We start from the raw sequence: 14,797 nt of genomic DNA, 5'->3' as shown, positions 1-14,797 counted from the left end.
ATAGCGGTACGCAGAGGTATGCCGGGGGCGGCGAGGGCGTGTCACCCGCCGCCCCCGGCAAGAGGGGGGTTGTTACTGCTTCTGCGACAGGCGCTTGTTGAGCTCGCCCTCGACCTGCTTGGCGGCGTCGGCAGGCGACTTACCGTTGAGCACCGCGGTCATGTAGTTCTTGATCGGGTTCGGCGGGTTCTCCACCGCGCCCCACTCCGGGATCAGCGGGGTGGTGCCGCCGCCGGCGGTGGCGGGGGCTGCGGCCTCGGCGGCCGGGTTGCCCTTGAGGTTGGACTCCAGGGCCTTCTTGTTCGGGATCACGCCGCCTTCCTTGGCGAGCTGGCCCTCGAACTTGTCGGACAGCGCGATCTTCAGGAACTCCTTGGCGAGCTCCTGCTTCTTGCTGGTCGCGGCGACGGCGAGGTTGGAGCCGCCGAGGAAGACGCCCTCGGGCTTGTCGGCCGTGGCGCCGGGGATCGTGAAGTAGCCGATGTCCTTCTCGATCTTCTTGTTGGCCTTGATCGCGGTCGCGGCCTCCCAGCTCATCCCGATGAAGGCGCCGGTCTTGCCCTTGGCGAAGACCTCGGCCTGCTGCGGGGTGGCCTCGTCCTTGTTCTTGGGGGCCTTGGAGAGGTCCGCGAACTGCTTGTACGTCTTCATGGCCTTGCCGACCTTGGGGTCGTCGAGGTTGGAGACGTACTTGTCGCCGTCCTTCTTGACCAGCTCGGCGCCCTCACCGATGGTCAGGCCGACGAAGTGGTACCAGTTCTGGCCGGGCAGGTAGATCGGCTCGGCGTCGGTCTTCTCGCCGATCTGCTTGAGGTTCTTGAGGAACTCGGCGCGGGTCTTGGGGGTCTCCTTGATGCCCGCGTCGGCCCAGACCTTCTTGTTGTAGATGACGACGCGGTTGAGGACGAAGAGGGGGGCGGCGTACTGCTTGCCGTCCACGACCGACGACTTGTTCATCGAGTCGGTCCAGTCGGAGCCGATGGACTCCTTGAGGTCGTCGAGCTCGGCGAGACCGCCGGTCTTGGCGTACGCCGGGGTCTGCGTGTTGCCGATCTCGAAGACGTCCGGGGGGTTTTCCTCGGAGAGGGCGGTGGTCAGCTTCTGCTGGATGCCGTTCCACTGCTGGACTTCGAACTTCAGCTTCGCGCCGGTCTTCTTCTCGAAGGCCGCCGTGACGTCCTTCTGCCACTGGTCCGGCGTCGAACCGTCCATCGCCCAGAGCGTCAGGGTCTCACCCTTGAAGCTGTCGGCTCCCCCGGCCTTCTTCTCGTCGTCGTCGCTGCCGCAGGCCGCGACCGAGACCAACATGCCCGCGACACCGATGGCCGCTATGAGCTTGCGCTTCACGTTCACCCTCCTCAAGGGATGCCAGTCAACCCCCCACCCGCAGCGACCGAATGGACCGAGATCTGCCCGTGGGACTGGAACCTGGTCTTTAATGGTGTAGACCAGTACGGGGAGCTTGGCCTAGACCTTTAGGGGTGTCAAGGGTGTATAAGAAGGGCAGTCGCGTCCGTTATCGGACCGACACCTGAGGAGGCGGAGTCTTCCCCCAACCTGTCGACTTCGCTCGACCAGGGGGCGCCCCATGGCCCGGTACGTGCCACGATGTGAGCCGCGACAGACGGAGGAGCCGGTGACGGCAGCAGCACAGGAGCCGGAGAGGCAGCAGATGGGCACTGAGGCCGGCAGCACCGGGACCGATGTGAGCGCGCCCTCGGAGGGTCCGAGCGTCGGCCGCACCGCGCGCGTGCCCAAGTACTACCGCCTCAAGCGGCACTTGCTGGACATGACGGAGACGCTGCCGCCCGGCACCCCCGTCCCCCCGGAGCGCACCCTCGCCGCCGAGTTCGACACCTCCCGCACGACGGTCCGCCAGGCCCTCCAGGAGCTGGTCGTCGAGGGCCGGCTCGAACGGATCCAGGGCAAGGGCACGTTCGTCGCCAAGCCGAAGGTGTCGCAGGCCCTGCAACTCACCTCGTACACGGAGGACATGCGGGCCCAGGGCCTTGAGCCCACCTCGCAGCTCCTCGACATCGGCTACATCACCGCCGACGACACCCTCGCGGGGCTCCTCGACATAAGCGCGGGCGGCCGCGTCCTGCGCATCGAGCGGCTCCGGCTCGCCAACGGCGAGGCGATGGCCATCGAGACCACCCACCTCTCGGCGAAGCGCTTCCCCGCTCTGCGCCGCTCCCTGGTCAAGTACACCTCGCTCTACACGGCGCTCGCCGAGGTGTACGACGTGCACCTCGCGGAGGCCGAGGAGACCATCGAGACCTCGCTCGCGACCCCGCGCGAGGCCGGGCTGCTCGGCACCGACGTCGGCCTGCCGATGCTGCTCCTGTCCCGCCACTCCCAGGACGGCGACGGCCGGCCGGTGGAGTGGGTGCGCTCCGTCTACCGCGGCGACCGGTACAAGTTCGTCGCCCGCCTCAAGAGACCCACGGACTGACACCCGTCCGAGGTCTGGCGCCGGACGGCTCCGCTGCTCTACGTTCCTCCCGTCACCGCACGATGAACGTCATCGCCTGATGAGCGGGAGGACGACCCGGTGCGCAGAGCGACCCCTCGATCCATCGTCATCTGGTCTCTCGTCGCGCTGGTCGGCGCCGCGGGCTGGACCGTCCTGGCGCTCGCGCGCGACGAGGAGGTGTCGGCCGCCTGGATGGTGGCGGCGGCCCTCGGCACGTACGCCATCGCGTACCGCTTCTACGCGAAGTTCATCGCCTACAAGGTCCTCAAGGTCGACAGGGACCGGGCGACCCCGGCCGAGCGGCTCGACAACGGCATCGACTTCCACCCGACCGACCGGCGCGTGCTGCTCGGCCACCACTTCGCGGCGATCGCGGGCGCCGGACCGCTGGTCGGACCGGTCCTCGCCGCCCAGATGGGGTACCTGCCAGGCACCATCTGGATCATCGTCGGCGTGATCTTCGCGGGCGCCGTGCAGGACATGGTCGTGCTGTTCTTCTCGACGCGGCGCGACGGCAAGTCGCTCGGGCAGATGGCGCGCGAGGAGATCGGCCCGTTCGGGGGCGCCGCCGCGCTGCTCGCCACCTTCGCCATCATGATCATCCTGCTCGGGGTGCTCGCGCTCGTCATCGTCAACGCGCTCGCCGAGTCCCCGTGGGGCACCTTCTCCATCGCGATGACCATCCCGATCGCCCTGCTGATGGGGTTCTATCTGCGGGTCCTGCGCCCCGGCCGGGTCAGCGAGGTCTCGCTGATCGGCATCGCCCTGCTGCTGCTCGCGCTCGTCGCCGGGCGCTGGGTCGCCGAGTCGTCGCTCGCCGACACCTTCACGCTCGCGCCCTCGACACTGGTGATCTGGCTGGTGGCGTACGGCTTCGTCGCCTCGATCCTGCCGGTGTGGATGCTGCTCGCGCCGCGCGACTACCTCTCCACCTTCATGAAGATCGGCACCATCGTCCTGCTCGCGCTTGGCGTCGTGATCAGCCTGCCCACGCTTCAGATGGACCCGGTGACCGACTTCGCCTCACGCGGCGACGGGCCCGTCTTCGCGGGCTCCCTCTTCCCCTTCGTCTTCATCACCATCGCCTGCGGGGCGCTCTCCGGCTTCCACGCGCTGATCTCCTCGGGCACGACGCCGAAGATGATCCAGAAGGAGACGCAGGTCCGGATGATCGGCTACGGCTCCATGCTGATGGAGTCGTCCGTCGCGGTCATGGCGCTGGTCGCCGCCTCGATCATCGACCCGGGTCTCTACTTCGCGATGAACGCGCCGGCGGGCGTCGTCGGCGACACCGTCCAGGAGGCGTCGAAGGCCGTCGCGGGGTTCGGGTACTCCATCTCGCCGGCCGATCTGGCGCAGGCCGCGAAGAACGTCGAGGAGTCCTCGCTGCTCTCCCGCACCGGCGGCGCGCCCACGCTCGCGGTCGGCGTCTCGGAGATCTTCTCCAAGGTCACCGGCGACTCCATGCGGGCCTTCTGGTACCACTTCGCGATCATGTTTGAGGCGCTGTTCATCCTGACCGCGCTCGACGCGGGCACCCGCGTGGGCCGCTTCATGCTGCAGGACATGCTCGGGAACGTCTACAAGCCGTTCAGGAAGGTGAGTTGGAAGCCCGGACTCATCATCACCAGCGCGCTCGTCACCGGCCTGTGGGGATACTTCCTGTGGGTGGGCGTGCACGAGCCGCTCGGCGGGATCAACCAGCTCTTCCCGATCTTCGGCATCGCCAACCAGCTCCTCGCCGCCGTCGCCCTCGCCGTCTGCACCACGCTGCTCGTGAAGTCCGGGCGCCTCAAGTGGGCGTGGATCACCGGCATTCCACTCGCCTGGGACGCGACGGTGACGCTCACCGCGAGCTGGCAGAAGGTGTTCTCCAGCGATCCGCGCGTCGGCTTCTTCCAGCAGCGCGCGAACTACCAGGACGCCATCGACGAGGGCAAGATCCTGGCGCCCGCCAAGACGATGGACGACATGCACACCGTCGTCACCAACGCGACGGTGAACGGCGTCCTTTCGGCGGCGCTCGCCCTGCTCATCGTCATCGTGATCGTCGACGCGGCACGCGTCTGCGTCCGGCACGTCCGCGACCCCGCCGCCTCGCGGCTGAGCGAAGCGCCGTACGTGGAGTCGAAGTTGACCGCCCCGGCCGGGCTCTTCGCGACCGCGGAGGAGAAGCGGGAGCTCGCGGAGAAGCGGGAACTCGCGGAGACCCCGGAGCCCGCCCCATGACATGGGTGCTGCGCGGGCTGCGGTGGGTCCGCTGGTACGCACGGGAGCTGACGGACGAGTCGGCGTACGACCGCTATGTGGCTCATTTACGAAGGGACCATCCGACCGCAACCGTCCCCAGCCGCCGCGCATTTGAGCGCATGCGGACAGACCAGCAGGAGTCGGACCCCCGAAAGGGCTTCCGCTGCTGCTGAACAGGCACATTGACTCGTCCGTTATCCGGACAGGGGTTCCATAGATCAAGACTCTCGCTTAGATTTCCCGCACGTTAAGCATGGGATAAGTGAGGGAACGGAGCCGCGATATGTCAGATGCACCTGAAGTGAACAGACCGGTCGTCACGCCGGTCCGCGTGGTCATCGCCGTCTGCCTTGTCGCGCCGTTCGTGGCGATGCTGTGGGTGAGCTCCTACGCCAAGATCGAGCCCACCTTCATCGGTATCCCCTTCTTCTACTGGTACCAGATGCTGTGGGTGCTCATCTCCACGGTGCTCACGATGATCGCTTACAAGCTGTGGCAGCGTGACCAGCGCGCCCGCAAGGAAGGGGCGCGGTCATGAAGGACGGAGTCAACGGCGTCGCCCTCGCGGTCTTCATCTTCTTCTTCCTCGCGGTCACGGTCATGGGCTTCCTCGCGGCCCGCTGGCGCAAGGCCGAGAACGACCAGAGCCTGGACGAATGGGGCCTCGGCGGACGGTCGTTCGGCACCTGGGTCACCTGGTTCCTGCTCGGCGGCGACCTCTACACCGCCTACACCTTCGTGGCCGTCCCCGCGGCGATCTACGCGGCGGGCGCGGCCGGCTTCTTCGCCGTGCCGTACACGATCCTCGTCTACCCGCTGATCTTCACCTTCCTGCCGCGCCTGTGGTCGGTCTCGCACAAGCACGGCTATGTGACCACCTCCGACTTCGTGCGCGGACGCTTCGGCTCCAAGGGGCTCTCGCTGGCCGTCGCGGTCACCGGCATCCTCGCCACGATGCCGTACATCGCGCTCCAGCTGGTCGGCATCCAGGCCGTCCTCGACGTCATGGGGATCGGCGGCGGTCCCGACACCAACTGGTTCATCAAGGACCTGCCGCTCCTGATCGCGTTCGCCGTGCTCGCCGCGTACACGTACTCGTCGGGGCTGCGCGCGCCCGCGCTGATCGCGTTCGTGAAGGACGGTCTGATCTACCTCGTCATCGTCGTCGCGATCATCTACATACCGATCAAGCTCGGCGGCTTCGACGACATCTTCGCCAAGGCGGGCGAGGCGTTCTCGCAGACCAACCCGGCGACCGACAAGCCGCGCGGCGCGCTCGCACCGCCCGAGGCCGGTCAGTGGACGTACGCGACCCTGGCGCTCGGCTCGGCCCTCGCGCTCTTCATGTACCCGCACTCGATCACGGCGACGCTCTCCTCCAAGAGCCGGAACGTGATCCGCCGCAACACCACGATCCTGCCCCTGTACTCCCTGATGCTGGGCCTGCTCGCGCTGCTCGGCTTCATGGCGATCGCGGCCGGGGTGAAGGTCGAGAACGGCCAGCTGGCGATCCCGCAGCTCTTCGAGAACATGTTCCCCGACTGGTTCACGGGCGTCGCCTTCGCCGCGATCGGCATCGGCGCGCTCGTGCCTGCCGCCATCATGTCCATCGCAGCCGCGAACCTCTTCACCCGCAACATCTACAAGGACTTCATCAAGCCGGACGCGACGCCCGCGCAGGAGACCAAGGTCTCCAAGCTCGTCTCGCTCATGGTGAAGGTGGGCGCCCTCGTCTTCGTCCTCGGCATGGACAAGACCGTCGCGATCAACTTCCAGCTCCTGGGCGGCATCTGGATCCTGCAGACGATGCCCGCGCTGGTCGGCGGCCTGTTCACCCGGTGGTTCCACCGCTGGGCGCTGCTCGCGGGCTGGGCGGTCGGCATGGTCTACGGCACGCTCGCCGCGTACGGCGTCGCCTCGCCCACGCAGAAACACTTCGGCGGCTCGTCCGACACGATCCCGGGCATCGGCGAGATCGGCTACATCGGCCTCACCGCGTTCGTCCTGAACGTGGTCGTGACCGTCGTCCTCACCTTCGTCCTGAAGGCGCTGAAGGCGCCCGAGGGCATCGACGAGACGTCGCCGGAGGACTACACGGCGGACGCCGGCGACCCCGGCGTCGTCCAGGAACTGCCGAAGGCGACAGCGGGCGCCGGGCACTGATCCGCACCACCGCGCACGCGACTCGGGCCGCCGGAAAAAACCGGCGGCCCTTTGTCGTACCCGTGTTGCACACTGCGCCCATGGATTTCACGATCAGCATCAGAGAGGCACGACCCGAGGACTACGAGACCATCGGCGAGCTCACCGCGCAGGCCTATCTCTCCGAGGGGCACCTGGACTTCGGCGCGGAGGACCCCTATCTCACGGTGCTGCGCGACGTGCCGGCGCGGGCGGCGGCGGCCGAGGTCCTGGTGGCCGCGGCGGACGGGCAGGTGCTCGGCTGCGTCACCTACGTGCCGGCCGGCGGCCCGATGGCCGACATCGCGCGGGACAACGAGGCGGAGATCCGCATGCTGGCCGTCTCCCCCGAGACGCGGGGCCGGGGCGTGGGCGAGACGCTCGTACGGGAGTGCGTGCGACGCGCCGAGGAGGCGGGCCGCGGCGCGCTCGTCCTGTCCACGCAGAGGTCCATGCACGCCGCCCACCGGCTGTACGAGCGCCTCGGCTTCGTGCGGACGCCCGAGCGCGACTGGAGGCCGATCGAGACGGTGCCACTGCTGACGTACGCATTGAAACTCTAGTCACCGCCCCCGCAAGCCGACACAAGATGTGGGCCTGCTTCAAGAGCGCGGCACAAGATGTATGCTCATGCTCGCTGTCGCCGCAGGGGAATCCGGTGCAAGTCCGGAACTGTCCCGCAACGGTAGACGTGTACGCATTTGTCGTACGCGGAGTCCGAAGACCTGCCGGCAGTGCACCCGTGCCGTCCGGCCCGGGTGCCGACCGTCCGGGCCTCGTGGAATGGGCCGGTGGACGCGGTACGCCGCCCTGCCCGGGTGCGCCCGTGTGTGCCGTCCTCTCCCCCAGGCCCAGAGCCGAGCGAGGGAGAGCTCCACGTGACCATCGCGCCTGCCGAACCTGCGTCAGCGCTGTCACAGTCGACCGCCGAGGGTACCGAAGGCACCGACGGACCGGGGGCCGCGCTGCTGCGGACCCTGACCGACCTCACCGCCGACCTCCCCGACACCGACCCCGGCCGGGTCGCCGCCGCCGCGCTGCGCGGCCGGTCGGCCAGAGCCGACGAGTCGGAGCTGCGCGAGCTGGCGACCGAGGCGGCCGCGGGGCTCATCTCGGAGGACCCGGCCTACTCCCGGCTCGCCGCCCGGCTGCTCACCCTCTCCATCACCGCCGAGGCCGCGTCGCAGGGCGTGCGCTCCTTCACCGAGTCGATCGCCGTCGGCCACCGCGAGGGCCTGATCGCCGACCGCACGGCGTCCTTCGTCACCGAACACGCGGCCCGGCTCGACGCGCTCGTGGAGGCCGCGCTCGCCGACGGCGCCGACCTCCGCTTCGAGTACTTCGGCCTGCGCACCCTGCACAGCCGCTATCTGCTGCGCCACCCCATCACCCGGCAGGTCATCGAGACGCCGCAGCACTTCATGCTGCGCGTGGCGAGCGGCCTCGCGGAGGACGGCAGCGCACGCGCGCTCGACGAAGTGGCCGCGCTGTACCGCCTGATGAGCCGCCTGGACTACCTGCCGTCCTCGCCGACGCTCTTCAACTCCGGCACCCGCCACCCGCAGATGTCGTCCTGCTACCTCCTCGACTCCCCGCTGGACGAGCTCGACTCGATCTACGACCGCTACCACCAGGTCGCGCGGCTCTCCAAGCACGCGGGCGGCATCGGCCTCTCGTACTCCCGCATCCGCTCCCGGGGTTCGCTGATCCGCGGGACGAACGGGCACTCGAACGGCATCGTGCCGTTCCTGAAGACCCTGGACGCCTCGGTCGCCGCCGTGAACCAGGGCGGCCGGCGCAAGGGCGCGGCCGCGGTCTACCTGGAGACCTGGCACTCCGACATCGAGGAGTTCCTGGAGCTGCGCGACAACACGGGTGAGGACCAGCGGCGCACGCACAACCTCAACCTCGCGCACTGGATCCCCGACGAGTTCATGCGCCGGGTCGCCGCCGACCAGCAGTGGTCGCTGTTCTCGCCGTCCGACGTGCCCGAGCTCGTCGACCTGTGGGGCGAGGAGTTCGACGCCGCCTACCGCGCCGCCGAGGCCGCCGGGCTCGCGAAGAAGACCATGTCGGCCCGTGACCTGTACGGCCGCATGATGCGCACCCTCGCGCAGACCGGCAACGGCTGGATGACGTTCAAGGACGCCGCCAACCGCACCGCCAACCAGACGGCGGAGCCCGGCCACACCGTGCACTCCTCGAACCTCTGCACGGAGATCCTGGAGGTGACGGACGACGGGGAGACGGCCGTCTGCAACCTCGGCTCGGTGAACCTCGGCGCGTTCGTGGACCAGGAGGCGGGTGACATCGACTGGGAGCGGCTCGACGAGACCGTCCGCACCGCCGTCACCTTCCTCGACCGCGTCGTCGACATCAACTTCTACCCGACCGAGCAGGCCGGCCGCTCCAACGCCAAGTGGCGCCCGGTGGGCCTCGGCGCGATGGGCCTCCAGGACGTCTTCTTCCAGCTGAAGCTGCCCTTCGACTCCCCCGAGGCCCGCGCCCTCTCCACCCGCATCGCCGAGCGGATCATGCTCGCCGCGTACGAGGCCTCCGCGGACCTCGCCGAGCGCAACGGCCCCCTCCCCGCCTGGGAGAAGACCCGCACGGCCCGCGGTGTCCTGCACCCCGACCACTACGGCGTCGAGCTGACCTGGCCCGAGCGCTGGGCGGCCCTGCGGGAACGTATCGCCACCACCGGCATGCGCAACTCGCTGCTGCTCGCCATCGCGCCGACCGCGACCATCGCGTCCATCGCGGGCGTCTACGAGTGCATCGAGCCGCAGGTCTCCAACCTCTTCAAGCGCGAGACGCTGTCCGGCGAGTTCCTCCAGGTCAACGCCTATCTGGTGGAGGAGCTGAAGCGGCTCGGCGTCTGGGACGCGCAGACCCGCGAGGCGCTGCGCGAGGCCAACGGCTCGGTGCAGGGCTTCAGCTGGATCCCCGCGGACGTGCGGGCGCTGTACCGCACGGCGTGGGAGATCCCGCAGCGCGGCCTGATCGACATGGCCGCGGCCCGCACCCCGTTCCTCGACCAGGCGCAGTCCCTGAACCTGTTCCTGGAGACGCCGACCATCGGCAAGCTCTCCTCGATGTACGCGTACGCCTGGCAGTCGGGCCTGAAGACCACGTACTACCTGCGCTCGCGCCCCGCCACCCGCATCGCCCGCGCCGCCGGCGGCTCCCAGACCGCCACCGCCGCCCCCGTCCCCGCGCAGGCCACGGCCGAGGAAGCCGTCGCCTGCTCCCTGGAAAACCCCGAGTCCTGCGAGGCCTGCCAGTAATGAGCTCCACCACCAACGCCGAGAAGAACCTCCTCGACCCGGGCTTCGAGCTGACCCTGCGCCCCATGCGCTACCCGGACTTCTACGAGCGCTACCGGGACGCGATCAAGAACACCTGGACCGTCGAGGAGGTCGACCTCCACTCGGACGTCGCCGACCTGGCGAAGATGACGCCCGAGGAGCAGCACCTGATCGGCCGGCTCGTCGCGTTCTTCGCGACCGGCGACTCGATCGTCTCCAACAACCTCGTGCTCACGCTCTACAAGCACATCAACTCCCCCGAGGCCCGTCTTTACTTGAGCCGTCAGCTCTTCGAGGAGGCCGTGCACGTCCAGTTCTATCTGACGCTGCTCGACACCTATCTGCCCGACCCCGAGGACCGGGCCGCCGCGTTCGACGCGGTGGAGGAGATCCCCTCCATCCGGGAGAAGGCGCAGTTCTGCTTCAAGTGGATGGACTCGGTCGAGAAGCTGGACCGGCTGGAGACGCAGGCCGACCGCCGCCGCTTCCTGCTCAACCTCATCTGCTTCGCGGCGTGCATCGAGGGCCTCTTCTTCTACGGTGCCTTCGCGTACGTCTACTGGTTCCGCAGCCGGGGTCTGCTGCACGGCCTGGCGACGGGCACCAACTGGGTGTTCCGTGACGAGACGATGCACATGAGCTTCGCCTTCGACGTCGTCGACACCGTCCGCAAGGAGGAGCCCGAGCTCTTCGACGACGCGCTGCAGACGCAGGTGACGGACATGCTCAAGGAGGCCGTCGAGGCGGAGCTGCAGTTCGCGCGCGACCTGTGCGGCGAGGGTCTGCCGGGCATGAACACCGACTCGATGCGCGAGTACCTGGAGTGCGTCGCCGACCAGCGCCTCCAGCGCCTCGGCTTCGCGCCGGTCTACGGCTCCGAGAACCCCTTCTCCTTCATGGAGCTGCAGGGCGTCCAGGAGCTGACCAACTTCTTCGAGCGGCGGCCTTCGGCGTACCAGGTCGCGGTCGAGGGTTCGGTCTCGTTCGACGACGAGTTCTAGACGAGTTCTGGACGAGTTCTGGACGCGTTCCGTCCTGACGCGGTGTGCCCGCCCCGCCCGTTCACCGGGTGGGGCGGGCACGTGTGCGTTCAGCGCGGCCTGGCCCGCAGGACGAGCCGCTTGGGGTGCAGGGTGATGCCGACCTGGGTGCGTGCGTCGGTCTCCTCGACCGGCTCCAGGCGCCACTTGGGAGCCACCGTCCCCAGGATCAGGGCGAGTTCGGCCAGGCTGAAGTGGTCGCCGGGGCACTTCCGGTTGCCGACGCTGAACGGCATCATCGCGAACTCCGGTACGTCACCGGCGCGTTCCGGATTCCAGCGGTCGGGGTCGAAGTCGAGGTGCCGCTCGAAGGAACGCGGGTCGCGCTGCATCGCGTACACGCTGTAGACGATGTCCGCGTCGGCCGGAATCGAATAGCCGCCCAGTTCGGTTTCGGCCACGGACCGGCGCGTGAATATCCAGGCGGCCGGTCGTATACGCATCGCCTCGGTGACGACATTGCGGGTGTGCGGCAGGGCCTTGAGATCGGCGAATGTGATCGCTCGATCCGGGGCCACGGAATTTACCTCTTCAACCAACCGCCATTCCTGCTCGGGGTGTTCGGTCAGCAGCTGGAACGTCCACGCCAGCGTCGACGCCACATTCTCCGCACCCGCCACGACGAGCGATACCACGTTGTCGTGGATCTCCTGGTCGGCTATGGGCTCCCCGGCCTCGTCCGTGGCCCGGAGCAATTGCGCGAGCAGGTCGTCGGGGCCGCCCGGACCCGCCGCGCGGCGCTCCGCGACGATCTCGTCGACGAGCGCGTGCAGGTCGGCGAGCGCGCTCTCGAACCGCCGGTTGGCGGGGGTCGGCACGCGGTAGAGCGGTCCGACCGAGAGCACCATCCGGCGGTAGAGGCCCTCAAAGACGGTGTGCAGCGAGTCGGCGATGCGGTCCGCCTTCTCCCGGATCGAGTCGACCTCCAGGAGGGAGCGCGAGACGATGCGCACGGCGGTGCGGAACATCTCCGCGCTCACGTCGACCGTGGCGCCCGGCTGCCAGCGGGCCGCCGTGGCGCGCGCCTCCTCCTCCATCACCTTGGCGTAGTCGGCGATCCGCTCGGGGCGGAAGGCGGGCTGCATCATGCGCCGCTGGCGCCGGTGCAGCTTGCCGTTGCTGGTCGCCACGCCCTTGCCGAGGAGCACCTCGAGGGTGTCCCAGAGCGGCCCGCCGACGATGTACTCGGGGTTCTTCAGCATGGCCCCGACCAGGCGCGGATCGCACACCACGTACGCCGTCCGGGGTCCCAGCCTGATCCGTACGAGATCGCCGTGGTCGCGCAGCGCCGAGAGGAAGCCGAGCGGGTCGCGCACCAGGTTCCAAGCGTGGCCGAGGACCGGGGCCCCGCCCCTGACGAGGGGCGGGGTGCGCAGCGGCCCGGAGCCGGCAGCGGGCGGCGCGGGTATCGCGGAATCGACGCTCATTCCTCACCTACCAGTTCGTTTTCCGCCAGGGCTTCTTCCGTCACATACGGGGGCATGGACCTGTCGTCCCAGCTGTCCACCCGATAGCGGCCGGATTCGTGATGGAACCAGTACACGGAAGAGAACCAGTTCCGCATGTTGAAGACGCACGATTTCACCGCGTCCGCGAGTTCCCTGCCGCTCTCGCTGCCGTCGGCCAATTCTTCGGCATACAGAAGAACTTCGCGTTCGGCTTCGATGAATTCTGTGACGCATTGACTGACGCGCCTGTGAACTTCCCGTACCGCCTCTTCCAGCGTCATTCCCTCGTGCTGGATGAGGCTGATTCCGAGATTGTGCAGTTCGTCTCCCGCGAGTTCTTTCGGGAGTGAGCACAGGTCGTTGTACCAGGCCGAGAAGTCCTGGGTCGCCAGTGCCGCCCGCCGGTACGCGGGGTGTCTGCGCACGGCGCTCGGCAGCTCGTACCGGGCGGTGGGTTCGAGGAGGTCGATCCACGCCCAGTGCGCGAACGTGAGGCGGCGCAGCTCTATGTACGCCTCGACGGTGGGCGCGGTGCCGAACCGGCGGTTCCTGAACTCCTGGTCGTACGCCTCGATCACCGGGTGGAAGTGCCGGGCGAACCTGGCGTTCCAGCTGGGGCTCAGGGCGGAGTACAGGCGGAGCACGCAGTCCGCGAACCCCGCGACCAGCGGGTCCTTGTGGTGCACGTACTGCCGGGGTTCGTCGAGAGTGCCGTGCAGGCCCCGGCAGAGCCGCCGCCACTGGACCGTCCTGCCGTGCACCGAGTCCCGGTCGTGCCGGTCGTCCCAGGCGAAGAACCAGCTGCTGAGGTCCGCTATCGCGGTGAGCAACTCGTCCGGCGCGCCGATGTAGTAGCCGGCGACCAGATCGGTGTAGCAGAGGCTGTCCGCGTACCGCTCGACCTTGTCCGGGGGCATGAGCCGCATTTCGCGCAGCCATGCCCTGGACTTCTCCTGAAGCTTTGGCCAATACGGGTGCAGACGGCGAGGGAAGGTTGCTTCGATCACCGGAAGAGCCAGTGCCTGCGGCACCGTTACCACCGATGCCCGTGGCCGTGTGTGTGGTTGTGTCTGTGAAGTGCTTCCGGAATATGCAGGCACGAACAAACCCCTTTCAGCCGCGCTGAGGACACACGCCCCTCCCGCCGTGCCGGGCGCGCGCCGTTGCGTATCCCCGCGCTTTCCATTCAGCACCACAACTGACCGTTCAGGGAACAGATTTGCGCCATTCACTACCCCCCAGTGCCGAGAACCTCCCCGTACGTGACTGAATATGGATCACTGGCAGCCTGTTCTGCTCGCACAAGCGAGCGGCTCATGCCACGCGCATGCCAACGGCCCCTGGTCAGGGAGGAGTTCCCGGACCAGGGGCCGCTCGTGTCACGCGGTTCCCGCGCCGCTCAGGCGGCGCGTGCGTCAGGCATTCGCCACCACGGGGTAGCGCGGGGTGCCTTCTTCCATCTGGCGCAGCGCGTCCTTGCGCTCCCGCTTGGAGAGGCGGTCGATGTACAGGTACCCGTACAGGTGGTCGGTCTCGTGCTGCAGGCAGCGCGCGAAGTAGCCCGTGCCGCGCACCTTGATCGGGTTGCCCTTCTCGTCCTGCCCGGTCACCTCGGCGTAGTCCGGGCGGGCCAGCGGGGCGTAGGCGGTCGGGACGGAGAGGCAGCCCTCGCCCGAGTCGTCGAGCCGGCGGCGGTCGGCGGGCAGCTCCTGGAGCACCGGGTTGCAGACCACGCCGACGTGCCGCACGCCTTCGTCGTCCATGCAGTCGTAGACGAAGACCTTCAGGTCGACACCGACCTGGTTGGCGGCCACGCCCACGCCCTGCGCGACGCGCTGGGTCGCGAACATGTCGTCGATCAGCTTCGCGAGGTCGTCGTCGAAGGCCGTGACGTCCTTGCACTCCTTGTGCAGCACCGGGTTGCCGACGACGGTGATCGGCCGCGACGTACCGCGCTCGCGGTAGGCCGTCTCCCGCTCCTCGCAGTCCTCCGTGTCGATGACGAAGCCCTCGTCGTCGACGGGGAGCACCCCGCCCGAAGCCTGCTGCTCAGTGTCCTGCGCCATGTCCGCCGTACGCCTTCCTTGGAACCCT

At 68.3% G+C, this 14,797-nt stretch carries 12 protein-coding genes and 1 riboswitch; of the genes, 8 read left to right on the top strand and 4 right to left on the bottom strand.

Annotated features, from left to right (window positions below):
* Positions 1–72: 72 nt before the first annotated feature.
* Positions 73–1,347 carry an extracellular solute-binding protein gene (locus tag ACZ56E_RS09595; protein ID WP_471212742.1) on the bottom strand — a complete coding sequence of 425 codons (1,275 nt, stop codon included), beginning with the start codon at positions 1,345–1,347 and terminating at the stop codon, positions 73–75.
* Between the two features lie 325 nt (positions 1,348–1,672).
* Here ACZ56E_RS09595 and ACZ56E_RS09590 point away from each other — a divergent pair, with 325 nt between their 5' ends.
* From ACZ56E_RS09590 to ACZ56E_RS09555, 8 genes are all read left to right on the top strand, one after another.
* Positions 1,673–2,455: a GntR family transcriptional regulator gene (locus ACZ56E_RS09590; RefSeq protein ID WP_398301448.1), complete on the top strand. Its 783-nt coding sequence runs from the start codon at positions 1,673–1,675 to the stop codon at positions 2,453–2,455.
* 99 nt (positions 2,456–2,554) lie between these two features.
* The gene (locus ACZ56E_RS09585) at positions 2,555–4,705 is read left to right on the top strand and encodes a carbon starvation CstA family protein (RefSeq protein ID WP_471212730.1); all 2,151 of its coding nucleotides are present in this window, start codon (positions 2,555–2,557) and stop codon (positions 4,703–4,705) included.
* Positions 4,702–4,899 (top strand): CstA-like transporter-associated (seleno)protein, encoded by a 198-nt coding sequence (locus ACZ56E_RS09580; RefSeq protein ID WP_471149532.1) that lies wholly within the window; start codon positions 4,702–4,704, stop codon positions 4,897–4,899. The genes ACZ56E_RS09585 and ACZ56E_RS09580 overlap by 4 nt, the downstream gene beginning before the upstream one ends.
* Positions 4,900–5,009: 110 nt before the next feature.
* The gene (locus ACZ56E_RS09575; protein ID WP_398301018.1) at positions 5,010–5,264 is read left to right on the top strand and encodes a DUF3311 domain-containing protein; all 255 of its coding nucleotides are present in this window, start codon (positions 5,010–5,012) and stop codon (positions 5,262–5,264) included.
* Complete coding sequence (gene mctP / locus ACZ56E_RS09570) at positions 5,261–6,889, top strand: monocarboxylate uptake permease MctP (protein ID WP_471212727.1); 1,629 nt, start codon at positions 5,261–5,263, stop codon at positions 6,887–6,889. The genes ACZ56E_RS09575 and mctP overlap by 4 nt, the downstream gene beginning before the upstream one ends.
* Before the next feature lie 80 nt (positions 6,890–6,969).
* A complete protein-coding gene (locus ACZ56E_RS09565) occupies positions 6,970–7,470 on the top strand; it encodes a GNAT family N-acetyltransferase (protein WP_471212724.1) in 501 nt (166 codons plus the stop codon).
* 61 nt (positions 7,471–7,531) lie between these two features.
* Positions 7,532–7,654, top strand: a riboswitch (cobalamin riboswitch).
* Between the two features lie 131 nt (positions 7,655–7,785).
* Positions 7,786–10,194: a ribonucleoside-diphosphate reductase subunit alpha gene (locus tag ACZ56E_RS09560; RefSeq protein WP_471212722.1), complete on the top strand. Its 2,409-nt coding sequence runs from the start codon at positions 7,786–7,788 to the stop codon at positions 10,192–10,194.
* Positions 10,194–11,216, top strand: a complete 1,023-nt coding sequence (locus tag ACZ56E_RS09555; protein ID WP_471212720.1) for a ribonucleotide-diphosphate reductase subunit beta — start codon at positions 10,194–10,196, stop codon at positions 11,214–11,216. Before ACZ56E_RS09560 ends, ACZ56E_RS09555 begins: the two co-directional genes overlap by 1 nt.
* 89 nt (positions 11,217–11,305) lie before the next feature.
* Here the strand turns inward: ACZ56E_RS09555 and ACZ56E_RS09550 are convergent, their stop codons facing one another.
* The 3 genes from ACZ56E_RS09550 to def form a co-directional block, all read right to left on the bottom strand.
* Positions 11,306–12,682 (bottom strand): bifunctional albaflavenone monooxygenase/terpene synthase, encoded by a 1,377-nt coding sequence (locus ACZ56E_RS09550; RefSeq protein WP_471212719.1) that lies wholly within the window; start codon positions 12,680–12,682, stop codon positions 11,306–11,308.
* On the bottom strand, positions 12,679–13,803 hold the full coding sequence (cyc1, locus tag ACZ56E_RS09545; protein WP_471212717.1) for an epi-isozizaene synthase: 1,125 nt from the start codon (positions 13,801–13,803) through the stop codon (positions 12,679–12,681). The genes ACZ56E_RS09550 and cyc1 overlap by 4 nt, the downstream gene beginning before the upstream one ends.
* A gap of 315 nt (positions 13,804–14,118) precedes the next feature.
* Positions 14,119–14,769 (bottom strand): peptide deformylase, encoded by a 651-nt coding sequence (def, locus tag ACZ56E_RS09540; protein ID WP_471212714.1) that lies wholly within the window; start codon positions 14,767–14,769, stop codon positions 14,119–14,121.
* Positions 14,770–14,797 lie beyond the last annotated feature (28 nt).

It is taken from the genome of Streptomyces sp. NPDC039480 (assembly GCF_055597165.1).
This window is presented reverse-complemented; position numbering and strand designations above follow the sequence as displayed.